Annotated in this window: 35 protein-coding genes; 11 read left to right on the top strand and 24 right to left on the bottom strand. The window is 59.1% G+C overall.

All coding sequences use genetic code 11. From position 1 onward, the window contains the following. Positions 1–291 precede the first annotated feature (291 nt). On the top strand, positions 292–801 hold the full coding sequence (locus G3O01_RS09845) for a hypothetical protein (RefSeq protein WP_205804394.1): 510 nt from the start codon (positions 292–294) through the stop codon (positions 799–801). A gap of 773 nt (positions 802–1,574) precedes the next feature. On the opposite strand, the gene G3O01_RS09835 is transcribed toward G3O01_RS09845, so the two are convergent. The 21 genes from G3O01_RS09835 to G3O01_RS09735 form a co-directional block, all read right to left on the bottom strand. After that, positions 1,575–1,760 (bottom strand): hypothetical protein, encoded by a 186-nt coding sequence (locus tag G3O01_RS09835; RefSeq protein ID WP_205804390.1) that lies wholly within the window; start codon positions 1,758–1,760, stop codon positions 1,575–1,577. A gap of 619 nt (positions 1,761–2,379) precedes the next feature. Next, entirely contained in the window at positions 2,380–2,589 is a 210-nt protein-coding gene (locus tag G3O01_RS09830) for a hypothetical protein (RefSeq protein ID WP_205804388.1), read from the bottom strand. 38 nt (positions 2,590–2,627) lie between these two features. Then, on the bottom strand, positions 2,628–2,948 hold the full coding sequence (locus G3O01_RS09825; protein WP_205804387.1) for a hypothetical protein: 321 nt from the start codon (positions 2,946–2,948) through the stop codon (positions 2,628–2,630). Between the two features lie 44 nt (positions 2,949–2,992). Further along, a complete protein-coding gene (locus G3O01_RS09820) occupies positions 2,993–3,223 on the bottom strand; it encodes a hypothetical protein (RefSeq protein WP_205804385.1) in 231 nt (76 codons plus the stop codon). A gap of 20 nt (positions 3,224–3,243) precedes the next feature. After that, entirely contained in the window at positions 3,244–3,612 is a 369-nt protein-coding gene (locus G3O01_RS09815; protein ID WP_205804383.1) for a hypothetical protein, read from the bottom strand. A gap of 97 nt (positions 3,613–3,709) precedes the next feature. Beyond that, entirely contained in the window at positions 3,710–4,018 is a 309-nt protein-coding gene (locus tag G3O01_RS09810) for a hypothetical protein (RefSeq protein WP_205804382.1), read from the bottom strand. 106 nt (positions 4,019–4,124) lie between these two features. After that, positions 4,125–4,394 carry a hypothetical protein gene (locus G3O01_RS09805; protein WP_205804381.1) on the bottom strand — a complete coding sequence of 90 codons (270 nt, stop codon included), beginning with the start codon at positions 4,392–4,394 and terminating at the stop codon, positions 4,125–4,127. 16 nt (positions 4,395–4,410) lie between these two features. Then, positions 4,411–4,701 carry a hypothetical protein gene (locus tag G3O01_RS09800; protein WP_205804379.1) on the bottom strand — a complete coding sequence of 97 codons (291 nt, stop codon included), beginning with the start codon at positions 4,699–4,701 and terminating at the stop codon, positions 4,411–4,413. Positions 4,702–4,728: 27 nt separating this feature from the next. Beyond that, positions 4,729–5,193, bottom strand: a complete 465-nt coding sequence (locus tag G3O01_RS09795; protein WP_205804377.1) for a hypothetical protein — start codon at positions 5,191–5,193, stop codon at positions 4,729–4,731. Positions 5,194–5,473: 280 nt separating this feature from the next. After that, positions 5,474–5,821, bottom strand: coding sequence for a hypothetical protein (locus G3O01_RS09790; protein WP_205804375.1), 348 nt, complete (start codon positions 5,819–5,821; stop codon positions 5,474–5,476). 6 nt (positions 5,822–5,827) lie between these two features. Next, positions 5,828–6,133, bottom strand: a complete 306-nt coding sequence (locus G3O01_RS09785) for a hypothetical protein (RefSeq protein ID WP_205804373.1) — start codon at positions 6,131–6,133, stop codon at positions 5,828–5,830. A 27-nt stretch (positions 6,134–6,160) separates the two neighbouring features. Next, positions 6,161–6,412, bottom strand: coding sequence for a hypothetical protein (locus tag G3O01_RS09780; protein ID WP_205804371.1), 252 nt, complete (start codon positions 6,410–6,412; stop codon positions 6,161–6,163). A 56-nt stretch (positions 6,413–6,468) separates the two neighbouring features. After that, positions 6,469–6,747, bottom strand: a complete 279-nt coding sequence (locus tag G3O01_RS09775; protein WP_205804370.1) for a hypothetical protein — start codon at positions 6,745–6,747, stop codon at positions 6,469–6,471. A 17-nt stretch (positions 6,748–6,764) separates the two neighbouring features. Beyond that, positions 6,765–7,115 carry a hypothetical protein gene (locus tag G3O01_RS09770; protein ID WP_205804369.1) on the bottom strand — a complete coding sequence of 117 codons (351 nt, stop codon included), beginning with the start codon at positions 7,113–7,115 and terminating at the stop codon, positions 6,765–6,767. Between the two features lie 63 nt (positions 7,116–7,178). Further along, positions 7,179–7,574 carry a hypothetical protein gene (locus G3O01_RS09765; protein ID WP_205804367.1) on the bottom strand — a complete coding sequence of 132 codons (396 nt, stop codon included), beginning with the start codon at positions 7,572–7,574 and terminating at the stop codon, positions 7,179–7,181. A gap of 13 nt (positions 7,575–7,587) precedes the next feature. Next, positions 7,588–7,941, bottom strand: coding sequence for a hypothetical protein (locus G3O01_RS09760; RefSeq protein WP_205804365.1), 354 nt, complete (start codon positions 7,939–7,941; stop codon positions 7,588–7,590). Further along, positions 7,938–8,303 (bottom strand): hypothetical protein, encoded by a 366-nt coding sequence (locus G3O01_RS09755; protein WP_205804363.1) that lies wholly within the window; start codon positions 8,301–8,303, stop codon positions 7,938–7,940. Before G3O01_RS09755 ends, G3O01_RS09760 begins: the two co-directional genes overlap by 4 nt. Before the next feature lies 1 nt (position 8,304). Next, positions 8,305–8,514: a hypothetical protein gene (locus G3O01_RS09750; protein ID WP_205804362.1), complete on the bottom strand. Its 210-nt coding sequence runs from the start codon at positions 8,512–8,514 to the stop codon at positions 8,305–8,307. A 9-nt stretch (positions 8,515–8,523) separates the two neighbouring features. Beyond that, entirely contained in the window at positions 8,524–9,033 is a 510-nt protein-coding gene (locus G3O01_RS09745; protein WP_205804360.1) for a hypothetical protein, read from the bottom strand. Between the two features lie 1,298 nt (positions 9,034–10,331). After that, positions 10,332–10,592 carry a hypothetical protein gene (locus G3O01_RS09740; protein ID WP_205804359.1) on the bottom strand — a complete coding sequence of 87 codons (261 nt, stop codon included), beginning with the start codon at positions 10,590–10,592 and terminating at the stop codon, positions 10,332–10,334. Between the two features lie 565 nt (positions 10,593–11,157). Continuing rightward, on the bottom strand, positions 11,158–11,823 hold the full coding sequence (locus tag G3O01_RS09735; RefSeq protein ID WP_205804357.1) for a hypothetical protein: 666 nt from the start codon (positions 11,821–11,823) through the stop codon (positions 11,158–11,160). Positions 11,824–12,230: 407 nt separating this feature from the next. On the opposite strand from G3O01_RS09735, the gene G3O01_RS09730 reads away from it, so the two are divergent. From G3O01_RS09730 to G3O01_RS09715, 4 genes are all read left to right on the top strand, one after another. Next, positions 12,231–12,575 (top strand): hypothetical protein, encoded by a 345-nt coding sequence (locus tag G3O01_RS09730; RefSeq protein ID WP_346779163.1) that lies wholly within the window; start codon positions 12,231–12,233, stop codon positions 12,573–12,575. A 421-nt stretch (positions 12,576–12,996) separates the two neighbouring features. After that, positions 12,997–13,296 (top strand): hypothetical protein, encoded by a 300-nt coding sequence (locus tag G3O01_RS09725; protein ID WP_205804355.1) that lies wholly within the window; start codon positions 12,997–12,999, stop codon positions 13,294–13,296. Position 13,297: 1 nt separating this feature from the next. Next, entirely contained in the window at positions 13,298–13,525 is a 228-nt protein-coding gene (locus G3O01_RS09720) for a hypothetical protein (protein ID WP_205804353.1), read from the top strand. A gap of 43 nt (positions 13,526–13,568) precedes the next feature. Further along, positions 13,569–14,225: a protein-glutamine glutaminase family protein gene (locus tag G3O01_RS09715; protein WP_205804351.1), complete on the top strand. Its 657-nt coding sequence runs from the start codon at positions 13,569–13,571 to the stop codon at positions 14,223–14,225. A 227-nt stretch (positions 14,226–14,452) separates the two neighbouring features. Here the strand turns inward: G3O01_RS09715 and G3O01_RS09710 are convergent, their stop codons facing one another. The 3 genes from G3O01_RS09710 to G3O01_RS09700 all read right to left on the bottom strand — a co-directional run bounded on the left by G3O01_RS09710 (position 14,453) and on the right by G3O01_RS09700 (position 18,443). Further along, complete coding sequence (locus G3O01_RS09710; RefSeq protein ID WP_205804349.1) at positions 14,453–15,670, bottom strand: DUF1173 family protein; 1,218 nt, start codon at positions 15,668–15,670, stop codon at positions 14,453–14,455. Positions 15,671–15,742: 72 nt separating this feature from the next. Continuing rightward, entirely contained in the window at positions 15,743–16,471 is a 729-nt protein-coding gene (locus G3O01_RS09705; RefSeq protein WP_205804348.1) for a hypothetical protein, read from the bottom strand. Between the two features lie 280 nt (positions 16,472–16,751). Next, positions 16,752–18,443, bottom strand: a complete 1,692-nt coding sequence (locus G3O01_RS09700) for a site-specific integrase (protein ID WP_205804346.1) — start codon at positions 18,441–18,443, stop codon at positions 16,752–16,754. Between the two features lie 1,487 nt (positions 18,444–19,930). Between G3O01_RS09700 and G3O01_RS09695 the strand changes: the two genes are divergently transcribed. The 6 genes from G3O01_RS09695 to G3O01_RS09670 all read left to right on the top strand — a co-directional run bounded on the left by G3O01_RS09695 (position 19,931) and on the right by G3O01_RS09670 (position 24,984). Beyond that, entirely contained in the window at positions 19,931–20,497 is a 567-nt protein-coding gene (locus tag G3O01_RS09695) for a hypothetical protein (RefSeq protein ID WP_205804344.1), read from the top strand. Between the two features lie 9 nt (positions 20,498–20,506). Further along, positions 20,507–21,334: a hypothetical protein gene (locus G3O01_RS09690; protein ID WP_205804342.1), complete on the top strand. Its 828-nt coding sequence runs from the start codon at positions 20,507–20,509 to the stop codon at positions 21,332–21,334. 9 nt (positions 21,335–21,343) lie between these two features. Further along, positions 21,344–22,024, top strand: coding sequence for a hypothetical protein (locus tag G3O01_RS09685; protein WP_205804340.1), 681 nt, complete (start codon positions 21,344–21,346; stop codon positions 22,022–22,024). A gap of 644 nt (positions 22,025–22,668) precedes the next feature. Beyond that, positions 22,669–23,730: a hypothetical protein gene (locus G3O01_RS09680; protein WP_205804339.1), complete on the top strand. Its 1,062-nt coding sequence runs from the start codon at positions 22,669–22,671 to the stop codon at positions 23,728–23,730. Next, complete coding sequence (locus G3O01_RS09675; RefSeq protein ID WP_205804337.1) at positions 23,723–24,388, top strand: hypothetical protein; 666 nt, start codon at positions 23,723–23,725, stop codon at positions 24,386–24,388. The genes G3O01_RS09680 and G3O01_RS09675 overlap by 8 nt, the downstream gene beginning before the upstream one ends. Before the next feature lie 41 nt (positions 24,389–24,429). Beyond that, on the top strand, positions 24,430–24,984 hold the full coding sequence (locus tag G3O01_RS09670; protein WP_205804336.1) for a FlhC family transcriptional regulator: 555 nt from the start codon (positions 24,430–24,432) through the stop codon (positions 24,982–24,984). The last annotated feature ends 3 nt before the right edge of the window (positions 24,985–24,987 follow it).

Raw genomic sequence — 24,987 nt, 5'->3', positions numbered from 1 at the left:
GGGTCGAAGTGCTCGAGGTGGCCGGCAAGGTCATCGAACGCGCATCGGGAGGGTCCGCGAAAAGGCAAGTGACTCCGCCCTCCCCCGAGGATATTGACGCGATGGGCGCCGTATTTTCATCTAGCGACCATGAATGCGAAGCACTCTGTCAGGACCTTTTAGATACCTCTGCTGCACTCGAGTCCGCGACTGGAGAACTCCGAACGCGCCTCACCGCCAGGATGGGTGCGATAAATAGACGAAGACGCGAACTGCATTGCAAGCTTTGCTTGCCACAATGAAGGAGGCGACATGTCAACTTGCGAATTCCTCGAGCAGTCCCTGGAGACTGCAAACAAGTTTTACGTCCCGCCGAAACCATTTGGGCAGGTAATCAATGTCATCGTTTCGTGTAAGTTGGAAGGGCTGAACACAACTTCTGGGATTGACACAGATCCCCTTAACGGGACCCTGAATTTTCTTCCTGGAAGGATTATCCGAGTCGGACACAATTTCATGGTACAGCCGAATCACTTTGTCGGGAACGTATGGTCCAAGGACGGTGGTACGGGTGTGGAAATTGCACTGATCGGCCCGACGATCATCCAGTCCGACGACAACGTCAGTTTCGCCATCCTGGCTTACGACGGTACGCCTTCCCCTATCAATCCACCCAACCCTCGAAACCAGTTCTGGTTGGATGACGTTGTTTGCGATGGGGTGGGCCGGACGATTACCGGTATCGGCAATGGTATTGGCGGAAGTCTTGAGGGGAAATACCAGCTTACTCTCGGGCCTGTCTTGCATTTTCCTGTCCCGTGACGCTGGGATCATCTGCTGCGGGTGTCGACGGGCATCTGCAGCGGATACCGGCGCACCAGACGCCGCCCACCTTGCTTCAGTCGCACGAGATCGAGATGGACCAGCGTCGCCGGCCTTTTTCTTTTACTGCGTCATCGAGTTGTAGTGACTCTCGGCGACGATCTCTAGGTCGTCGGCCTGAAACACCTTCCCAAGCATTGCCGTTTGCGGACTTTTCTCGACTGCTTAAGTACGTCGCGCCCTAACTTTGCGGTCGGTTGCTGCGAGCCAGAGATACCGAATCGTCTTTCGTCCATCGTCTGTAACGGGAAGAAGGTTGCATGCGACCCGGATGCCAACAAGCCAGCACAAGAAAGTAGCGACTGGCCCTGCCGCGCCCAGAAGGTGAACCACCGAAACGACGATGACCGCAAGGGCCACATCCGCCAACCAACCCGCAGCACTCAAGAACGCACGACTCGCGTAGTTCAAATCCCAATAGCGGTCGTCGTAGGTGACACGACCGCCGAAAGGGAACATACGTAGCGCGAGCGTACAACCAGCGATGACGCGCACTCGCAGAAAGGCCGGCCCCTTCCCTAGCGCGAATTCTTTACTGTCGATACCGCACAGCCTCGCCGCGCAGTAGTGCCCCCCTTCGTGGCAGAAGGTCAACGTCATCGGCAACGCGACGTATAGCGCAAGCATTTCGCGACCCGTGAGTGACAGGAAGTACGAGGCCATGCAGGACCAGTCACAAACGCCGAACATGTGATTCCCAAATTCGCCGACGTTCAACGAAGAAACAGCTTACGGGCTTCCACCGCGCGCTTTTCACGTTCGATTACTTGCTTCACGATCACCGGCACGACGTCATCGCGCACTTGCTGCAGATATGCGCTCATTCTGGCCGAGTCTGCCTCGTCAAGCGGTCGAAGCGACGGAACGCTCACCATCTTCGCGAAAATACCCCTGGACATCTGACACCTCGTTGTACTTGCAAACTGCGAAAAAACAGGCATTGATCCGCGCTCCAGAGCACTATCGATACATGGCGCGCACAGTGTGTATCAAAGCCGCTTGACGGTTCAATGCCCCGATGGCCTCTCATCCCGTTGCGCTGTAACGAAGGTAGCGGTTCTCCGAAACGCTCTCTTCGGTCCGCCATCCTGCGCGCCGTACGTTCACATCGGGCATACACGCTAACGCCCTTCTTCCTACCCGGGTTCGCGCTTGCGGAATACGACCACATTCGCGCCGGCCGCCACATCAACCACCTGCGATACCTCGTCGCCATACACTGCTTTGAGACGCGCACGCATGCTTTGCTCGGACATGTCGACCGCCTCACCGGCAATGCTTGGGCGTCGACCCACAACACGCGCCGCCCCACGCGCATCGACTTCGACGATGTCACCGGGCTGCGCGGCGCATGCCGCAACTGCCTTCTCGATCGCACCCCCGAACGGTGACTTTCCGAGACGCGGAGCCGGTTGCTGAATACCGAACCTCAGCGTTATTACGCCACTGGGCTGGGGTCCGTTGACGAGGTGCCTCGCCCACGTCAGTATCGAATTTCGGTTCAATGTCGTTTCCCGTTTAGTCCACGTTAGCGCCGGCGTGGGCGCGCTCTCCTCGGTCTTTGCTGAGGGACCAGTACCTGCCGAGCCCGATCGCCGCGACAGTCGCAGAAGCGGCGACGAACAGCCAACTGTTGTGCATGTCCACGGTCAGCCCCACGGGCACGCCCAGTATGCCCATACCAATCATCACCCCTGCACCGAATTCGGATCCGAGCCAATCATCCATAATCGCTCCAGATTTCCAGTCCTTGAATCAGCGGAAGGTCAACCTGCGACTGCTGCACAGCGTCGACGCCCGGCGTTCACCACGAGAAGTAGTCCCACGCCAACGACCACCGCCAGCGCGCCACTCTTCTCAAACAGATCAAGCGGCATCGCCCATGCATCGAAGCTACGAGAAGCGATCAAACGCGTGAGGATATCCGCGCTCAACTCGACGTATCCAGCAAGAAGCAAAAGCATGCCGGTCGCGCCGCCGATCCGGCGAACGCCAGAATCCGGTACGACCCGCTCGTAGATGCGAAACCAGGCGCAGCAGAATGCCAGGTCAGCCATGACGCTTAGCAGAGTGTGGTGTTCGTACATGCCATGTGTTCCTTATCTTTCTCGGCGGCGCGGTTTCCGCGGTGTCACGTACCGACAAACGCCGCGATGAACAACAGGGTTGTTCCCGCGACGGCCAAGGTGATGTCGTATTCACCGAAGCTGACCGGTCCGCGCAGACCGCTAGAGATCAACTGCATAAGCACCATGAAAATGCAGATGAAACCGCTCAGGCCGACCACGAGCCTTCCGAGGCGCTCCGGCCCTTGTGCCTTGCGGTGACGCTCGTAGCCGGCCTTGTCGAATTTTTCGCTCACTCTTTTTCCCAATTTTCGGATCAGTTTTGCGTGGACTTGCGAAACACCACAATGTTTGCGCCTGCGGTCACGTTGTCGAGACTTGCGGCATCCTCGCCGTAAATCTTTTCTAGCGCGGCCCGAATCGCTTGCTCCGACGCGTCCGGCTGCTCATTCGCCGAATGAGGACGGCGACCGACCACGCGCGCTGCACCAAACTCGTTGACTTCAACAATGTCACCGGGCCGCGCCCCGATTGAGGCAAGCGTCTTTACGATGGCATCGCTGAAAGCCGACTTCCCCATACGTGTCGTCGGCTCTGCTACGCCATAGCCGAGCTTGAATACGCCGCTTGGTTCCGCGTCGCCGACAAGGCCCTTTGCCCACTTCAGTACCGAACCGAGCTTCATTTCCGCTTTCCCCAATTTTGTGTGGAACCTCTTTGAAACGTCGAAGTGCCTGAGAGCCGTGGTGCATCACCCTGCCTCTGCCTCCCGACTCGCGTGATTACAGCACCCTGTCGATCAGCAAAGCGGCGAGTACAGGACCGAGGACCGGCGGGTGCTGGCCGGTTTGCGCGGCGACCTGCGCGGTCCGGTTGGTCAGACGGTCCAGCGCCTGGTTTTGCTCCTGGAGCAGGCCGATATGCAACGCGAGCAGCTTCTCCGTGCCTGTCGGTTCTGCGATGCCGACAAAGTCGCAAATCCGGGCGATGCGCCTCTCAAGCTCGGCCTTTCGACGGGCAGGATCGCGCATGTTCTCGATGAACGCGTACATCTGCGCGCGCGATGGCCGCGTGTTCAGGAAGTCTTCCAACTCCGTCTGCAGGAGCGGGTTGTCGCCACAAAGTGCCCGTGCTTGTGTCAGCTGATCGACGGTAACGCGTTCTTCGTCCTGTTTGCCTGTGTGTGCCATGTCGTGCTCAGCTTTTCTGCTCGCTGTGGTCGGTGCGAGAGCCGGCGGCCGATCGCCAGTTCCGCTGGTAAGCGATCAACGCGATTGCCAGAATCACTCCCGCCAGATTCGCCGCCTTCGCGAAGTCAGCTGCGCCAGCGATATATGAGGTGACGGCAATCCCCATCAAGGCAGCCACGACGAAGGAACCGATCGGTTGACGCCGCATCAGCACCCGCAGAAGGGCAACGAGGCCCATTAATGCCGGAGTAACGATCTCGATATGGACGTGCTGCATGGTCGCTTCAGTTGTATCAGCCCTGAGGCATCGCGAGCGTCGCCCGTCCGGCGTCCTCTACCAGCGTTCGCAGGCGGTCATATTCAGCCCGCTCAACTTCTGGCGATTCATGGAACATGTGAATGGCGAGGAACGACCGGAGGTGAATCGCGCCTCGACATTGATCCCGAAGGCTCTCAACCCTCTCCGTATCAGTCGGGAATTTCTGCATGTTCTCCACCCAGGCACGGAGGAACTGTTCGGTTGTCTCCGTCAATTCACGCAACGAATCAGCCGACGTGGTAGGCGCAGTAATGTTGTTCGTCATGTCACCCCTTCGAATTATTTTTCGTTGTCAATTTTGCGAGGCTCCGCGCTTCTTCACCAGGAGCGCTACAGTCCCCGGATCTGCGTCCCGAGCGGGGCCATCGTCCAGATGCGCAGCCGCGACGGACCATTGGCCTTCTACACCGACATACTGACCGTGTGCATTCAGGTAGCCGCCGTCCGCGCCGAGCATCGTCGCCACACGACGCGCCGTTTCCTCGGACTGGTGTTGACCTGCCAGAAAGAGAATCTGATACCCGTTCGTATCGGCTAACCGCAGATTGAGGCCCGTGCGCTCGCCGTCAGCCGGGTAGCCTTGACCGCGTGCGCCTACGTCAGCGGACCCGCGAATGTCGCAATACTGCGCCTCTGCGTTGTCGAGAAGCATCGACGGTTTACGGCACAGCGGCGCGTGAAACAGGACCACTCCCATAACCGCACCAAAGGCCACGCTAGCGATCCACGGCGCAACCTTGCCAGTCTTGATTTTCATCCTTCCCATCCGAATCAATTTCCCGTCCTAATTTCGGCCAGGCGCCTTCTTTGCGCCGTCCGCCCATGCTTGCTGGACGATGAGGCACGCCAGCCCGATACCGATGAAAGTGAACACGCCGGGAAAGTGCCCGCTGTCCGCCTCACCCTGAACGAAGCGGCCTACGAGCAAACCGAGTCCCGCAAGAACGAGCATCCGCCTGGAGAGAGAGTTTTTGCCACATTCGAACCGTTCCTCGTTTGCTGTTTGCCGGCGCGTAGGTACTGGTTTAAACGTCTTGTCAGCAGTCGTCCGGGTCTGGTTCGGTTACTACTGCCTCGGCCATCCCGGGTTTGAGCAACAGGCGGTAGTACATCAGGGCATCAAATTTCGGCTCACCGACCGGAAGCCACTCCTTGCCTTGCGCGCTATATTCGACGGGGTAGCCGTCTTGATGCAGGGCGAAGGCTAAAGCGCGGACGGCCAACCGGACTTGGCCGAACGGCTTATCGAGCGCTTTATTTAAGGACACCAGAGCCGCGCTGGAACGAATGCCGCCGTCAACGTAAAGCGTGATGCTAAATCCCGCGTTATACGCATCTGACGAGAAGGAAACGAATTCGTCGTGGCCCTGTTGTTCTGCTGTCATGGCGCTTTATCCGATTCGATTAGCGTGCTGGCGATGCGCTGCCTTTTCGGCCGCCGCCATTTCGCTTCGATGGACATGGACGGTGCGCTTCGTGTTCGGAACCATGACGCTCAGTTTGCCCTTGTTCGGCCCGGACTTCGCCTCGCGGAACTCAGCGCCTGTTACCGCCATCTCGTCCCAGGTTTCAGGCGGTCCGCCCGTCTCCAGCCATCCAGCGCTATAGAGGCGAAAGTTAGGATTTGACGGTTGCAATTTCGCCAATGCGATCTGGCCGAACGGCATTTCCGCAAATATGTCCCGTTGCATGTCCATCGTTCAGTTCCCCCTCAGGATGTCGTCTCAGACCGCCGGCGGCGGCGGTGAAAATGGGTCGCTGCAATGCGTCGGGAACTCCTCTTCGAAGTCCGCCTCCCCGCCGAGCTTCTCGCCGGTTGTGTAAGCCCATTCGCATTCGCATCCGTCCTCGATACTTCCTACCACCAGCCGGGGCCTTTTCCACGAGCGCGCCCAGACCCAAAGCGGCCTTCCTGCAAACCACTCTTCGCCATCATCAAACTCACGCCAGATCACTTCCATGATGCCGTTTTCCATCCTGTTCTCCGACGTCGGCGCCTCATGCGCGATGCGTCGCCTGCGCGCCTTACGGCTCAGTTATCCAGATGCCGCCGTTTCCCGGCTTTTGCGTGCATCTTTGCAAAGACCAGCGGCCCCAGAAACGCCGTGAAGAAGGTCGCCGCATACATGCTCGAATACACGTAGAACGATTCCCCAAGGCTCTGTGCCGCGCCGCCTACCGCCGCGAACGCGGCCATCGGATACACAGCGCGCGACGAAACCGTGCGCGGCACTGTCGCCCCACGGAAAAGTAGCTCACAAGCGATGACAAGCATGAGCAGCGCCATCGTCAACATGCCGTAAATGTGCATTCCAGTGTCCCATCCGGCTAGTTTTCGGCGTCGGCGCGCGGATCCTGCACTCTCAGCTCGACGTATTCGTCGACCTTCTCGCCGGGGCGCACCTCGATAGCGCAGATGTAAAACGTACCCTTGTTGGTTGGGTACAAAATTGGATAAGCCGTCCCCCCGCCAAAATAAACGAGCTTATCGCCGCTACCGGTAGTCGAGTGCAGGAAATGGACACCCGGGGATAGAGCGATGGTCACGGGCCGGACCGGATCGACCCGGACGGTGACTGCGGCACCTTGCGCGATTCGCGCTGCGCACGATAGCTCTCGCGCCTCACATGCGGATCCCATGAGGGCTGCGAGCAAACACATACCGATCTTCGTTTTCATTTTCATATCCAGACACCCCGAAGAAGCCGCGGCTTCAAATTGCCATGAGTTGGTTCCACCCCGTTACCGGACTGGGTGAGCAACAAGTGCCGCGCCGACCTCAAACCTCGCCGGGCGACCCAGATCAACCTGCAATGCCACCCGCTCGACCGTCGATGCGCAGGCCCTGCGGAAGATCCGGATCGCCCAGACGTGATCATCGTTCAGGCCGATGTCGACGAGTTTGTTTAGCATGTCGCGCGAGGCCTGTGCCTTCGTCAACTCGCCGAAGTAGTGACAGCCTTGAGGCCCCGGCTCGAGCAACACGATCACATCCCCTGCGTCGTCGACTCCGCCACCGGGCGTGATGCTGCGGGTCAACCGAAGGGGAACGTCAGCGGCACCCTGAGGCTGCGGAGCTGCCGCCACCGCGCAGATCGTGACGCTCGCGAGGGCGAACAGAAGAGCCAGTTTTTTCACGTTCGGGTTCCCCTCAGACAGCATTGCCCTGCGCGTCGCAACGGAAGGTGCGATGGTCAGTTCGAATCGACGGCAGAGGTCGCCCTTCCAGCACCGCAGACGATTCGACCTGGCTGAAGGAATCGCTCTGGCACCAGTCTTTGGAACGGATGACATACTCGCCACGGACGGGGGCCGTGGCGCGAACCTCATGACAGTCGCCCTGCTTCGGATGATCCGGATCGACGGCGACCGTGCAGTTTCCGTCCTTGTCGAGCGACGCTGTGTATGTGATGTACTGGCGGGTGTCTTTCACAACCGCCACTACACCTGCAATTGCCGCCTGAGTCAGGCTCGCCAGTGCGAGCAAAATCACGATGTTTTTCATGAAGTGCCTTTCGTCCCGTCAGGTAGGTGCGCTCCGCCGGGAATCGCCGCGTACAGCAGCGCAGCCGCAAAGTCGCGCAAGTCAGACTCGGCCAACCATGCTTTGGCGAGCGAGCCGAGACTGAACGACTCGCCCTTCGCCAGTTCCAGGCCAGTCTTGACTGCCAGTTCACGCTGCTCACGTGTGAGCCTGCGATCCGCGATCTCTTCGAAGAGGTCCAGAATAAAATCGCGCGCCGCCGCGTTGCCGAAGTCCTTCGCCGGGTTGAGGCTCACCGCCTGCTGTCCGCTCAACAGATATCGGGTCTCGTCGATAGCCACGAAGCGATCGGGCGCCGCGGAAGTCGTTTCTTTGTCGTTCATATCAATCGGACTCGCTTCCGGCTTCCGATTCGCCATTTGAAAACCTGTAAAGTCCTGCAAAAAACATCCCGAGACACACAAACTGAAGGATCAGGATAGCCACGGGATCGGGAGTGGGTAACACGTTGCGGTACGCGGTACCAACTTCGGTCACGCACACGTAGCCGGCCGCTCCCGCGGCCATCATCACTGCCCCAAGTGTCTTCGCCATGCTCCCGCCCTACCCCTGATCGCCCTGGAGGCTCATGGTCTGCACGAACGCTTCCATCTCGATCGAAAGAGGCTGAGCAACATCAAAGCGAATGCCGTAGCGTGCCTGGAACGTCGGCCATGCGGCGGCCAGATGCCCGCGGCGCCGGAAGTATGGATGCATCCACACCCAATCAAGCGACCAGCTCGGCTCAGCGTTGGTCCATTCGCGCCACCGGAAACAGCACGCGCCGAAGATGCGCAGTTTCAGTGGTTCGTCTTCTTCCAGCAGATCGCGCGCGGGCTCATGGAAGAACCAGGCCTGATAGGGCACGTAGCCCAATGAATCAGGCGTCTCTCCTGCGTCAAACTGCACCTGATCGAAGTGCATCTCGCGTTTGAAGTACTGCGCGAGCGTCTCGACCGCGCGCAGATGCTCCATTGGCGACCGGTGATCGACCAGGAATGGCGACGCATGACGCAATTGCTGGTCGGTGCTGACAGGCAACGTCAGCGCGTAGTAGTCGGATGTTGTTTCCATTCTTTCCAATCCGTTGTTCGCCCGCGCGTGATCTGCGCCGGCGCATTGTGAACCCCACGGTCGCGCCGGAACAGCTAACCCACCCCCTTATCGACCGGCTTTCCGAAAAATTCAGCGACCTCACCACGTTCTTGTCAAATCTCAGGGTGAGACGTGGCAATAGGCGAAAAGCTTGAGTTTGCGGGCTTTCTCACAAGCAAAGGTTGCCGATTTCACTTTACCCGCACACTCCCTGCTCACGGCTCGCGATTTTTTTGGCGCCGTAATTGTCGCCGATCGGGCGGCGCGCGCCATCTGAGATGTGGCGTCTCGACGACTCCGCCGCGTATGCGTGTCGGGCCGCAAACCTGGGCTCAGGCGAGATGGGATGCGTCCCGCCGGACCTGTTCGCGGGAAGTAGCGGCAGCCCGCCCCCGCGCCGTCGCCGCATTCATTGTTGCGCGCGCAATCAGCCTCCGTCGTAACCGCCTACGTAGTGGTGCTCAAAGTAGGTCACATTCCCATTAGAGTCCGCGTCACATTCAAGCTCGATGTTGCCGGTTCCGCCGTCCACCCACCACGATTCTGTGAACGAGTAGATGCCGTTGCCGCTAGTCCACGCGTACCCCGTGTTCCAGGTTGTCGGAAAGCCCTGCGCTGCTGTGTACGCATTGCAGGTGGCCACTGGATCAGCGGACGCCGAAGGCGGCGGAGGTGGTGGCGGCGCGGCGCACCCGAGGCCCACCCAGCTCGAGCCGTTCCACCACGGCGACGAAGTCTGCGAGTAGCCGGCGGGGCACGACGGCGGCGGCGTGTAATTGCATGTGGGCGCGGACCACTGCGAGCCCTGCCACACCGAAGGCGTGATCGTAGTCCAACCCGCACCGTTAGACGAGCAATCCGGTTGCGGAATGGCTGCATGTTGCAGCTGTGTGGCACATGGTGAGTCCTGATACCCTGGCGCACAATGCGCGGGGCCGCCAGCGAACGTTCTACCCCCGAACAGCAGGACGCTACAGGCGAGTAGCGTCCGCGCGAATACGCGCTTCTTTTTCATCTCTGGTCTCCAAACCACCATCTACCTGCTACGGCCGCGCGCCCGAGTCAGGGTCTGCTGCGGCTTGCGCTCGAAGGACAAGCGTCGCGCCAGATGCCGTGACACCGGCAGAGACTGGCAACACCGCTCGATGCGGATTGGTCCGAGAGACGCCGTCTCATCGCCGATCCGTCATTAGGTCACGCTGACGCCGGCTTCTCACCGACGTCGCGTCAAAACTCGTCACGCAACGCGCCGCCCGGCTACTGCGACGCGCGCGGGTTCAACCGCCGCTACCCGAACCCTGCCCGACTGCAAACCAGTAGTCGAAGGTGAAGGTGTAGACGACATTCCCGGTCCCATCCTGGACGGTGCACTGATACGCATACTCATCGCCTGCGTAACCTGCTTCCTCATAGTAAGGTCCGTGTACAGGGAAGAACATGTAGACGGTGTAGCCCCGATCTTCCCGCTGGTTCGCGATACGGGTATCGGGGCCGAACGTCACGTTCTGGCCTGGCGCCGCACCCTGGCAAGCGCTCACGGGGTCCGCTGGAGCCGAGGGCGGCGGAGGTGGCGGCGCGCACACCTGACCCACCCAGCTTGAGCCGTTCCACGAGGGTGCCGTGGTCTCTGAATAGCCAGCGGGGCACGCGGGAGGCGGCGTGTAGTTGCACGACGGCGTCGACCACTGCGAGCCGATCCATGTAGACGGCGTCACCGTGGTCCAGCCCGGATCCGTCGAGCACTGCGGTTGAGGCGATGCTGCATGCGAGAGTTGCGTAACACAGCTGCTGTCTTGATAGCCCGTGGCACAACGCACCGGACCAGAGGCATGCGCGAACTGCGTCAACAGAAGGGTCCCCGCAAAGAGGACGCCCCTGACCATTGAAGTTATCTTTTTCATATTTCACCTGCGTTTGTTCTTTCTTTTCGCGACAGTCCCGCCCACCAGGCCGTTCTGTCGCCACCCGTTACGCCGCGCGCGGACTTTGCCTGTCACCTCCTTCCACGCGTGATCACGTTGCGGATGCCGCCAGCCGCCCTGACCGGAAGGAAGCTGACGGGCCGCGTTGGCCGTCGGCGATCGCGGGAACCGCGCGCCGCCGTCAAAGCATGTTGTAGAACCCGAGAATATTCGTTGTCCCAGGTTCGAACCAGCACACATCCCACGCGACGCGTTGCAACCAGATCATCTCGGTTGCGGCACCCGCTGGTGGGTCGAAATTCTGCTTGCCATACCAGATGCTGCTTTTCGAACCTGAGAAGTACTGTCCGAGCAGCTCGACGTTCCCGGCGGTAAAAGCGCTCTTGCCTGTCCCCGCGTACGGCCCGCCCTTCGAGATCACATTGAAGTTGTAGTGATACGTGTCGTGCGTGTTGCCGTACGCCACGCAAGCGTTCAACTGATCCTCGAACGATGCCGAGGCCGACGGCGGCGGCGCCGGCGGCGCGCAGACCTGCCCTACCCACGTCGTACCGTTCCACTGGGGCGGCGCGGTTTCTGTGTATCCCGCGGGACAGGTCGGAGGCGGCTGGTACGAGCACTGCGGCGTACTCCACTGCGACCCGATCCATGTCGACGCAACGACCGTCGTCCAACCGGGGCCGGACGAGCATTGCGGCTGCGGATCCGCTTCCCGATACAGCAGCGGCGCGCAGGTCGAATCCTGAAAACCTGGTGTACACAGCACCGGAGAGGCGAAAACAGTGGCGCACGCGAACTGCGCGAAACCTGCGACCACTGCACGAGATAGTTTTTGTTTGAGTTTCATCGGCTTCCTGCTTTGTGAGTGCAGGAATGCCCAAGCGATACGACGGCGCTCCGGTGGAAGACGCGATCGCCGCGCGAACGGGATGCGACGGCCGTAGGAGCATATTGACGACACGCGCCTGCTCAGGCATTCCCGCAACGGAAAAGCCCTTGACTGGTGACGTCGTCTTTTTCATCTTTGCTGCTTCTTCTTGTTCAGTCGCGACAGCCTCGGCTCGGCTGCCGCACCCACTCCTGTATTAGGCATTGTCGTGGCCTCAAACTGTCTGCCTGCCCGGATGGAGCGATCGTAGCGTGCGATGAAAATTGTTCGGTCCGGAAAGACGGCAGAGATAGATCGACATTCAAGTTTCCACTCGATAAGCCGACAAAGCAGTATCGGACAGAGCTTCACTGGAACGCGTCGTTGTGCGCGCCGCCGGCGACATCACAACCAACCCTAGGTACGAAATGCTCAAGAATGCGTGGGCCGGAAATGAACCACTCTGGAAGGTCTGGTGGGGGCTGGGCGTCGCAACCTGCACGATCGTGATGCTCGTCAACGCGTACGTCTTGTACATGGTGCCTCTGCCGACACCGTACGCTATCTGGATTCCGGCGATGGTCTTCGAACTCGTGCTCATAGCAGCATGGAGCCGCACGGCATGGGTGTGCGCCCCAAACGTCAAGCACCGGTTCTGGACGTACCTGGCCCGTGCGTGGATTTTGCTGTGGCTGCTTTCACAGGCTCAACGAACGCTGCAACACGGCTAAGCCGCTGGTTACTGAAGTAATCATCACCGCAGGTCAGCGCCTCACTCGCCTCTGGTTGCTATTGCCTCAATAGAGGCCGCCATTGTTAACCACTATGAAGCGCTAACCGGTCGTCCTTCTCGAGGGCGCTCGAATCCATACCCATGGTCCCCAAAAAAGCCTTGCTTTAATTGGGGGCTTGCCTATCGTTTTGTTAAAACCGGCTCGATGAACCATCCGTGCGCGGACTTGGGTTACGCGACATTCAACGCCTTATTGAGAATAGCGTATCGGTGCGTTGCGAAAGGCCAGCTGATTCTGGGCACGCGGCAACTGAGGATTTTGGACCCGTTCCACTTCCAACCGGGAAGGCGGGCGATGCGACGCTTGCGCACGCGTCCCGGGTCGGGCCTGACGAGGACGTTCCTGCGGGAGGCTGCCAATGTCAGCTAACTACCTCTACACCATTTCGTCCATGACGGAAGGCGAAGTGTTCACACTGTTCGTCTATGGCTACAGTCAACAGGACTTCGTCACATACTGCATTTTTCCGTACGATCCTATCTGGTTTCCCGGTCTGCCTGGCGGCCCGCGGGCGATCGCATCGATGGCCGAAGGCGACGTCCAAATTCATGATGACGACAAGTCGATTGGACACAACGTCATCGTCACTGCAAAGACGCCATCACCCCATATCACTTCTGTCGACGTCTATGAGTTAAAGCAAACCCTTGGAGCCTGACGTGATGAAGCCCGTAGATATCCATGTCTGGTACAACCACCACGGCAAGATTATCGGTATCGGCTACGCCCGTGATGGCGGCGGAGCCACCGGTCGCGTCATCCCAATGCCATCGCCCGGCCAACACTGTCTCATGACACAGATCGGCGAGGACCAGCTCGAGAAACTGCATGAAACCCATGAGGTCGACGTCGGCGCGAAGGCTCTGGTGAAAAAATCCGGTTGCTGATCTGGTGGCTTTGCGCCGCGGCGACTGAGGCGAGAGGCGTGCTATGAACGATTCGCTTTGGAATAAGGTGGCTCCCGATGCATTCAGACGGAAAATTATCGACCTCAGTTGGTTGCGTACCTGCATAGGCCCGAGGCAAGCCGACCAGCTGTTTGCGGACCTGCTATCCCTGAATTGCAACCCAACGGCGCCCAGTGCGCCATGCATACCGTTTAATTATCCCGAGGAGCTGTGCTACGCGCGGTGCAGCGCAATGTGCCACGTGATGGTTGCCAAAGGCTTTTCGCCATTGCAGGTTTGGGTCCGACAGTCAAACTGGTCCACCTTCCAGGGCAGAACACCGTACGTTCCAGCTTGCATCACCCGTGGCTTTCCGTACCACACCGCGCCCTCCCTCTGCGTTCGCGGCAGCAATTTCTGGAGCAGGCAGCGGATGATCTTTGATCCTTCGTTTTGCACCGGCCCGGTGTCTATCGCCGATTGGCTGAAGCGGTTTGTGCCGGCCACTCCCTCATCCTGGACGATCGTCTACATCCAGGCGGACGCCTACTACCAGACCTTTCCGGACCCAACGGCTGGTCCTGTCCCAACAGATCCGGGCAACATGAAGTTGGACGCCGACCTTCTCTATTCACGCGGAGCGCTCCAACAAAAATCGATGTCTGCAGCAGGCCCGCCCCCCTACAACTGCCCGCCCTGAGGCAGCAAGTAACTGGAGTGTTGCCCCTCATCTGACAGCAGCTACTCACGAAAGTGAGCCGGAATCGCCCATTCAGGGGAATACGGCGGCGCGCTGTTGTCGTTGCGAACAGAACGTTGCGTCTTCAACCACTCGACGACCCGATTGTGAGTGAATTCTTCCGGGCCGCCGCGCCCCCGAAAGAAATATTTCACTCAGTTTGATCGGCGATTCGCGCTGCCTGTTTCTTACCTGCCCGTTGTTTCAGCAGATCGAGCCGGACGAAGGTCCGGCAGCGGGCGGCGCGTATCCCATGCGATCACCGGTACGCGGTTCGCGCGGTACGTGGCCTCCTTCTCGGTTTTGCGTGCCTCATAGCTCGCATTACCCATCATGCCCCATACCTCGACGACGGTCGCAGGCGACGTGTCGAGCAGCTTGAAGTCCGGGAACGTGTCCTCAATTCCGTCGTACCGCAGCGGTTTAACGAAAGAGCGGCCAGCCTCAACGAGGGCGTCGGCCATCTGGAGTTCGAACGAGGATTCAGCGGGTAGATAGTGCTTTGTCGTCAGCATCAGCGTCATGTCGACGACCTGCAGATAGCCCTTCGGCGTCACGTCGACGAGCATGAGCACCACGGTGCGCGCGTCCTGATTCTCGCGCGCCGCCATCACCGCCCTCGACGATTTCTCGACAGCCTCGATCAGCGCCTTGCTGGCGAAGTACGCGTCGCGCTGGTGGCGAATCTCGATGCGATATCCGTACTCGGTCGGACGCCATGTCTTCAGCTCACCCATCACATAGCCGCGATATCGGAAGCTGCCGCTTTCGCCCAGGCGCCCCTTGAAGCGCGCGAACTCGGCTTCGATTTCTTCCTTGCGAGCGGGATCCCACGGACGGACGACGTGAAGACACTCGCTGAGCGGCGTGCCGTTGATCCGCCGGTCGAGTTGGCGCAGATGCCAGTGGCAACGCGACCAGTTGCGACTCCAGCCCTTCCCCCATCGCGTGAGAGACGCGCCTTCCCACAGTTCATGCAGCAGGCCGAGCATTCCAACCGACCGTCGCCTTTCGCCGGCACCAGCTGTCGCAACCCCGCGCGGTGCACTGGGCGCGCGATCGCCTGCCCGGATCCGCAGCGGCACGTCGACCTTGATATCTGCGCTGCCATCCTCGCGATCGACGATAGCGCCGGCAGCATACGAGCCGCGACCGGACGAGCTTGGCAAGAGCTTGGAAAAGAAACAGAAGGACTGGTGCTGCTCGCCCTCGAGGGGCCAACCCGCCAGATGGTACAGGCCTTCGCGCTGTCGGATTACCAGCCGCAGGCGGCGCGGAACGGAGCAGAGACATTCCGCGTGCCCCGCTTCCGCGCGAGCCTTTTCAAACCATCGAGAGTGAAAAGCAGGCCTTGTCTGCAGGTCGTCCAGTTCAAACTTGCGCCCGCCCATCAAGACTGTCGTCATCGCATCGGTCCCCGTACGAAGTCACGGCGCCTCCGCAACGCGGAAAAGCCGGACTATTGATCGGTGCGAAGATTAACGGCGAAAAATGGGATGAACAGTCGCAATAAATTGGCGAGCATGGCGGAAAAATCTGTCCGCCTGATCCATTGAGACGCCAATGGCTTCGCCGATTTCCGCGACTGTGACGTTCGGGTTGAGCTGCATCATACTGGTGGTCTCTTGCAGCTGTTTCGCCAGTTTCGGATCAATAGGCCGATATCGCAGACGATGGATCTCCGCACGTCGATGCTCGAGTTTGGGCTCCTGCTCCAGCCAGTCCAGCACCGCTTGCCCCTCTGAATTAAAGCGCTCTAACACCTGCACCAGCGCGGGGAGATGGATCATTCTGCGGACAGCGTGCTCCTGCGTCGGAACCGGATAAACCTGCCCTTCAAACCCGAGCAACTCCACAGTCGGTATCAGCTCCTCAGAGAACGTCAGGCCAATGGTTCTGGCGATGTCATCGAGCGAGAAAGAGCAGAATATCTCCCCGTCCATGCACTGGACCGATATCTTTTCCGTCTTCTCGACTTCTTCCGCTTTGTCTGAACCCGAATCTTCGGCTCCTGAAGCCGGCAAAATCTCCTGTCCGGCTCCCCTCTCCCGAGGCTCGTCGACAGCACCCGCCCCTTCTCGCTTCGCGTCCGCTCGCTCCTTCGCCTCCAGATCCTCAGAAAGACGAACCTCAGCCGCGGGCTCTTGCTCCCCGGCCGCATCCTCCCCGACGATAGGCCGCTCGAATACCAGGCGGATCACACCCATTTCGCTTTTCTCTTCGCTTCAATAGCTCTACGCAAGAGCATGGACAGATGCTGCATCTAATATTTTGTCGGACGCATCGAAATACATGAGCAAAAATAGCGCCTCTTAAGATTATGCAGACTGGCTCGCTTTTATAGGCACCTATTTTCCCCCAGGTTCCCAACTAATTGAAAGGTAATCTGAGGGTTTGCTTAGAACGAAAACGTTTGTCGGAAATGTTTCCCGGCGCTTGTTGTTGCGATGCCACATTATGCAAACCCGGCACCCATTTTTCCACCCCTCAGAGCTGGGGGGGCTTGAGGGGAAGTCGCAATTGACGGGGATCAATCGCTGGCAAGTCCCTGACTTCCTTGAGTTTTGCGACCGGTTTTGGAGCGCGAGCCGAGCGGTCTTCGGCAAAAGAATGCTGTTGCGCGGATTCAACTGAGGGCGTCTCCGGACGAGGCCGGGGTGCCGCATCGTAATAGGTGCAGCCAAGCGTCTCGATGAGCGACGCGGGGACGGACCGTTCAACTCCCGCCGGTTGCGTAGCCTTCATTCCAGCGCCACCCACCTCCGAACCCGCCGGATTCTGTGTGCTTTTCGATTGCGAATGCGTCGCAGGGACGTCGTTCGCGCTCGACGCGGCGTCTGTCGGATTTCTAGCACCGCGTCCACTGCCGACGGCCGGCACATCGGTCGCGCGCTTGCCAGCCGACACGGATTTCCGCGTCCTGAACTTGCCAAAAAATCCCGTACCCAACAGCCGGCCGTCGAGCGGCGCCTTCTCCGCACTTGCGACTTCTCGCTGCGCGGACAGGTCATCCGTGGCGGCGCGCGACGGCTCCGCAGGAACAGGCAGGTTGAGCGTCGCCAATGAAGCGCGCACGCCGCTTCCAGCGCCACCTTCGCCTCCGGTTGCAGGCGGCGCAGACCCATCACCGGCGTCCGGCTTCTTCTTCAATTTCCCGAAGTAGCTCGCGGTCACCTGAGGACGGTTATGCCCAAGACGCTTGCTCACCCGAATCAGCGCATTGCGTTGGTCTTCAGCCGACATCTGCCCCTCCGTCCCTCCAAGGCTACCGGGGATGAAGCCCTCGAGAATCGCGCAGTTCTCCGCGTACTCCGCCCTGAGGCCGTGACCGACAACGCCGCACGCCTCTTTGCCGATCCCCAGCTTCTTCATGAGGTACTTGTAGCGGCCGAGGTTTTTCTCCAGATTCGATTTTCGCCCGTACGAGTCTTTGTCCCAGCCAAGATAAGCACGCTTCGAAATGCGCGCCTTGACCGTATCGAGAATCCGCACCTGGAATCCGAACTCGAGCGGGATCAGCCGCTCGCGCCCGCCCTTGCCTCCGCTGTCGCGATAGATCATGAACCCGTTCTGTCCTTGATCGCGCAGATCTGACACCCACGGGCGAATGTTGAGCGCCTCCTTGCGACGCAGGCCGAACGCCAGTTGCATCGACACCATCAACCCAAAGCGGAAGTCGATCTCGAACGCCTCCGCCAACTTTTTCTCGACATCGATCCCCGCCGCAGTCCAGGACTTCGATTGCTCCGCCGCGTTCACAATTTTCAACTGCGCAACGTCCACGCCCTGCGGAAGATACTCAGCCAGCGACTTTTTCAGTTGAGGCTTGTTAATCCACGTGCAGAACTTGCCGATCACACTGAAGTCGTTCTTGATGGTCCGCGGCGCCTTCCCCTGCTGGATCCAGTAGTGGACGATCGCCGCGATGTGCTTCTCGCGAAGGTTGTGCGGATACACAGCCAGATTCAATTCGTTGTGCAGCGTCCGGAACATCAGGTCCAGAACGTCCCGGTTCTGCTGCTGCGTTCGATTGGACGACACCCGGCCGTTCACACGGACACCGACATTCGCGTTGATGATCTCGTGCAGTTGAAACCGCCACCCGCCTTTCCCGTCGTTGGTCGCGCGAGCGTCGCTTGCGTCCCGTTCTCGGGCACCGTTTAGATCGTGCTTGGCCATACCCCGTCACTCCCATAATGTGAAAAGCCGCGCCTGTCTCTTGGACTGCCAGCCCGGCCCGGGAGCGTCATCCGCTCCCATGCGATTGCCTTGGTGCCTCCCCGATCTCGCCATCGGTTCCGCTTCGCGCTTTTCGCCGCGCCGGGAGTCCAATCTCCCGCATTTCACATCGTGGTAGACGCCACCTTGGTCTTAAAAATGCGTGATTCCGAGTGGGAAGCCGACGTCTAAATACTTCTACACCCGGCCCTGACCTTACGGTTAGCAGGGGGACCTGAGCACGCTGACTCAGGTGTGTGGCCCATCCAAAGCGGGACCATTCTTGTGCGCGTCCCTGCCCGCTACGGGGGAGGGTTCTGAGATAGCGCACGTACCTCTACGGTTCATCACTCCAACCACTCGGGTGGGCGAAAGCCCTCCATGAACCTCGCCTACGCGCAGATTCAATGGCCTGCCAACATGGGGCAGCAGAGGCTCTCAGTCGCTGATCTTGCGTATCCGGTTTTCGACACGTATGTGTACGTTCAGCCGGATAACTCTTCCCGCTCGTCCGCATCCGACAAGGGTTTCGCCTTGCCTCTGTGGAAAACTGTGGGGAAATATGTGACGGGGAAAATAAAAACGCCGGGACGGCGTCTGTTTGGAAACTTCATCCGGAGTGCTTTGCAGTCACTCCGTTTTAGGGGTGTTCCGTTGCGAGTCGGAACTGCCGCATCGGCGGCACGCTTAAATCGGTCACGCCTTCTTTCGAGCACGATGGCACGAAGTTGACGTTTGCGACGACAGTAGACCACAACACTACGGGCCTGACAAGCGCGCACGGACTTATGTCGCAAGGGAATGCTCTCCCTCGCCGTACTAGACATTGGGGCCTCAGTTCCACTGAAAAGCAAGTGTCTCGCCCCCGAAGCGTCGGCACCCCTCACCGCTGCTTCGGATTACTTCGCCGCGCCCTTCGTGTTACTTCGCTTCGCTTCTCTCTACTTCGTTATCACATTCGATCTCCTTCGCTTTGCGTCGCACGCAAATCCTGCATACGACGCGAGGGACTCTTTCACCACGTCACAAGGAATCCCTGCCGATGCAGTGCGGACTAACGCCCGATCCTCCGTGACAACGACCCGGCCCGGCGGTCCACGAGGCCAACTTTATGCGTCGCCTTACATTTTGGACCTTAGTAACACTTCGTTCGACTTCGCTTCTCGTCGCTTTTCGCTTCGCTAAACTTCGCTGACACCGTCGCGTCACTTCGTCGCACTTCGCTTGCTTTCGCTCACCAGCGCCGCCTCTTCGTCATCGGTTTCGTTCCGCTTCCGATCACTGCGCGGCACTTCGTCTCCGTATGCGCTTTCATTCGTTAGCCTTCGCCTCGCTTCGTTTTGCTTCGTACGCTAGCAAAAACTCACGAAAGGGCGCCCCCACCCTAATGCTTTCGCAAAAAGGGACGGTGACAACTGGTGGATGATGCTTTCTGCAACGGAGCACTCATGACTAATACGAAAGCCGATGACCTCGCCTTCCTCAGAGATCGCCGCCGCCATAAAGCCACGGGCAAGCTGGCGGGTTTTAAGCCGAGGATTCTTGAACTCCTGGCTATCGGCTATAACGCGGTCGACATCGCAGCCCGACTAAACGAAGAGGCGCAACTCAACGTATCGGCTCGCGCGATTCAATATTTCGTGAAGGCCTACCGAGGTCGCGTCGATGTGCCGCCCATTGCGAGCCTGCAAACCAGCACTCATTCCACCAGCGAAATCGTCGATGGCGACGCTTCCTTGGCGTCGGGCACCGCGCCGCGAATCTCCGCCACCGCGTCCCCAAGCGAGACGCGGCGCCCGATTCCGAAAACCGCGACTAAGACCACTGTTTTCGATCCAGCAATCGAGCGTCCACACGAATATCATCCACCGAACAGCGATCGAGCTTCGGGCACGGGCCACCTCTCTTCGCAGCCCGCGCGCACGACCGTCAACCGCTTTCAAACCCCGGAGTTCCAAGCGAGCACCGCCGAGTACGAAGCGAATTTACGCAAGAAAGAAAGCAACAGACGCTAAGGAGCCTGTATGTCCAATGTCGAATCGAATGATCCGGAAGGTGTCAATATCGCCGTGATGTCGCCAGCCGGCACCTCCGGGAAGAGCACGGCCTCGGCCTGTTTGCTCCAGCCGAACCTTGGCGACGAACCGATCCTCTCGTTTGAGAGTTCGAACGACGACGCACACGACCTCTACGGCGCAGAGATCGAGACGTTTGTACCCGAGACGTTCTCCAGCTATATGGAGGTGCTCGCGCAGCGTGACCGAGCCGGTAAAAATTCGGTCACCGACGTTGGCGCTTCGTGTTACGAGCCCTTCATGTTTGAGTTGCGCGACTCCCATGTTCTTCACTCTTACGACTACGTCGTCCTCGTAGCCGATCCGGGTCGCGCTCAAACCGATGTACTCTTGTGCCTGGAGAAGCTGCTGGATCAAGGCCTTGAACCGAGTAAGGTTCGACTCCTTTTGAACAAAACAAAACCTGTCAAAAGGGGTTTTTCCATGGCAATGCAGTTCTCGACTCTGTTCAAAGGCTGCATGGACCTAGGGGTCGAAACAAATGAAAATTGCTTTATCCCGCATCACGCACTCTTCAGCTATATCCATCTTCACAAGATCGATTGGAGAGATCTTCTGGCTGACGTCGCCGACCACCGGGGTGCAGTAGCCGCGACACGGGGCCAGCCCATGGGACAACGCCTGTCTCGTGAAAAAGCCGCGACTGCGCAAAGACTGAGGGACGGCGCGCTTCCACACCTTGCTCGCGCATTCCGGGAACTGAACATCGGCCCCCCCACTGCGCCGGCGTTTGGCTATGTGAGCGCTCTCACTTCCGAACACCTCGACGTAGCCTGACGATCGCGCATGGACCTGACCGATCTGGCCGCCGTCATCACCATCGCTACAAAGGATGAACTCGCGGATACCATTGCCGTTCTTCAAGCGATCTCAGCTGCCCTAGAAAAGCATGCGGCCGAGATCCGCGAGAACTCCAAGGCGGCCGAACTACAAAACGATCGGCTCATCAAAGCACTGCACAGGCATACCCAGGCTGTCGAAGACTCAGAGCAGACCTGGAAACAATCGTGGGCTGACATTCGAAAGGACATCGCGTTCGACGTTTACGCCAACAACTACATTTCCCAGATGGACTTCCACGAGAGCAGGAAACTCTCTCAGACCGCCAGGGACGAGGCGGTACTCGAAGAGGCGCGCAGGATCTCTTCATCCGCCCTTCGATCTGTTCAAGAGGCAAACGCTTCGACCCAGTCTATCCTGAAGGCCGTAGAGAAAGGCCTGAGCCTAAAGCTCGAGGATGTTGCGGCAGCGGCGAACGGCCTGCCCCCGCTTCCGACCAGGCCAATCGAAACAACCCTCGCGGGCCTCGCAACCTATCACCTGAAGGCCATTGCAATACGGACCCGCCGCTTCTTTATAGAGGCACGGTCAGCTGCAATCGTGCTTTCCTCCGGTGCGCTAGTGCTTATTGCTATCGAAGGGCTTCATCACGCCGGTTTCCCTCTGCAATTATTCACTGGCCGCTAAGGCACTCCGCTCGCCGACCGCACCCCAGCAGTCGCTGGGGTTCTCCTTTGACCGACGTTTGCAATCGATCGCGCAGCCTCCCGCGATCGAATGCTATACTGCGCGCGTGTTCTTTTGAGTTCCACAGGCCATCGCCTCGCACGAACTTTCAAGACGCCCATCCGCCCTCGCGGCTGATTGGAAACGCACCGCCGAGCGTTCGGCATAAAGTCATAAGCAATTACGCCCCGGTCTGACACGGTCACCGGAGCGACACGGCGCCCTCAATCCCCCTCCGGGCCTCGCCGTCGAAATTTCCAGGTCTGCTCGCACATCTCATCAGTATCACGGTGAGACACCGCAATTTGCTATGTCTTTGATTTCAAAGACCGTTGCGTGTGCAGAGAACATCAATTCCCCTGGTACCCATACACCCTCTGCTTGCGGCTCGTCACTTTTTAAGCCGGCTCCGAGCGATCCCTCGAAAATTATTTTGAATAGGCGCTGAATTTTGCCGCCTTTCCTCCGATACAGGGGGCATCACGCGCGCTCGCCACCCCGATGCGCGCAAAAGCTTGATTGAAATCGCTGATTTTCGTTGTTGGTCTTCCAGACAAGGGTGGCAATCTGGGCGACAAATGTCTATGTGTGTATAAGGAGCTCACATGTCCAGTTCTATCGAGGTCGTCACTACCTCGTCGGTCGCACGACCGATCCAGCTGCCGACGGGCATCGCTGCCGATTTGGCGCAGCGTATCGTCGAACTTGCGCAGATCATCAAGATCAGCAACCAGCAGGCCGCCCTTTCACTCGCCAACGCTGGTGTCGCCGTTTCCCGGCTGAAGGAGGTCTTTGACCTCTGCGGCGAACACTCGTCTTTCTTCGCAGCGTTCTGCGAGCAGACATTCAACTTCAGCCGGGCAACCACATACCGTTATGTGAAGATCGGTAACGTGCTTCGTCAGCATTTTGTTACCGAAGATGGGGAGTTGCTTCCCCAGGCTCATAACGTGCAGCTGTCTGTATTCCGGATGCTCGGCGACGAAACCGATCCGTCCGTTATCGATCAGGTCAAACTTCTCGCCGGCCAGGGTGAAGTGAAGAAGTCGGATATCGACGAGATTCTGCGGGGGATGAGGAACGATCTCACTCAACGTTCCGACCAGATCCTCGAGGCGCAGGGAACGATCGCCAATCAGGAGGCACAACTCGTCGAACTGAACCGGATGCTTGAGACCGAGAAAGCGCGCGCCGACAGAAACGAACTCCACGAACGAGAAACGGCCGCCACCGTCTCGCGTCTCGAAGACACCATCCGTGCTCAGGAACTCGACCTGCAGCAGATGCAACAGCAACTCGCCAACGCACAGGCGGTCAGTGCAGAGGTTCGCTACGAGCCCAAGGAAGTCCCCCCCGAAGGTTATACGTCGGCGGTCCAGGCTATCGCCGACAAAGAGACGGAGCTTATTGCCACACGCGAACGCCTCGCGCAGGCCCGCTCGGAACTGGAGCAAATTGACCGCGAGATTGCGGAGGCCCGCGAATCGCAGCGTACCCTCGATGCCCTGCAAGGTATTGTGCAGGAGATCACAGGCAAATTCCCGCTCGATGTCGTCTCGAAAGCCGCGGCGCTTTCAGACGCCGCTCGGACCGCGGTCAAGTCGACCGGCGAGAATCTCCTTGCGCTCGCCAACATTCTCATGAAGGCGGGAGAAGCCCATGCATGAATTCGCGCAGATGCATCTCGAAGTCAGCGCGTCAGGCAAGGAGAAGATCGTCTCGGCGAATCGCGCAGTAATAGAGGCTGTGCTCTCCCTGCGAGACGTCAGCCTCGAACGCGCGCACCAGATCTTCGGAATGGACGCCGCCGCATTCAACGCTGCAACGGCACTGCAATTCCGCGACTCGCAGCGCCTGGCAGAGAGCTCCGTGCCCATCTGGAAAAATCGCTTCCAGTTGCGCGCTTTACCCGCACCTAGCACGGCCACGTCCGTACTTCTGGATCGGTCCCACATTACCGCCTCGATCACTGAGTCCTTCGGCGATCTCGACGCTGCGACATGGTCGCGCCTCGGCACCTACTCAAAAGGGAAGATCGCAGCGGCCAATGCCAAGGTCGTCGACGCAATCGTTTCGTTTTCTGCAGTCGATGACCCCGCTGCCCACCTTCTCTTCGACATGCCACCGGCGTCCTTCGCGCTGACGGCCCGGATGCTCGCGAGTGACTGGCAGATCCTCCGGAACCTGGAGAAACCTGTGTGGGCCATTCGCTTCGACATGAAAAGCAAGGACGAAGACGGGGCCAGTTCAGTCGGCTTTCTCGACCGCGAAAGCGTGGTGACCTCCATGCTTCGGGCGTTCAGAGACGTCGACATTCCTAGATAGAGACCAATCAGCGTATCAAGCGAATTACGGGGCGATTTACCATGTCACAGATCAAGAAATTCGAAAGCACACAAAACGAGCGCCTTGCCGAGCACCTGGTGAAGGGCAAGCTGCGCGCACCGATCGTCAAGCGTATCGCGAAAGTGCCGCAGTCGACAGTGAACCACTTCTATCAGGTTCACCACAACCGCACGAGCCCGTCCGGTCAACTGCCCACGAACCTGCTATCTCACGCGGCCGGGTACAAACAGAGCACGCATGCCGCACTTATCGTGATGGTCTACCTTCGGATCCTCGAGGAACTGAAGCGCTCCCGTCCGAACTCGACTCGCGAGGCACTGACCGCCCACGCGTTTGGACGCACTCTTGCGTTCTACAACAACGACGTCTGCGGCGGAGATCCGCTGCTCACTCCCGAGCGTGCATACGCGTTGACCCAACATTTCGCTGACCGATCGTCGTTCGCCCGCAATGCGGGATCGCCGAACGGCATCAAGGTGGCGAAGTGCTCGTGCTGTGACATTCCTCTGGTCGTGCTCTCGCACTATCGCGAACATACGTGCGATATGTGCCTCGCGCCGAAGAAGAAACACTAATGG

Source organism: Burkholderia sp. Ac-20365 (genome assembly GCF_017104715.1).
Classification (GTDB): Bacteria; Pseudomonadota; Gammaproteobacteria; order Burkholderiales; family Burkholderiaceae; genus Paraburkholderia.
The sequence above is the reverse complement of the archived record's forward strand: the minus strand, read 5'-3'. Positions and strand labels throughout refer to the sequence as shown.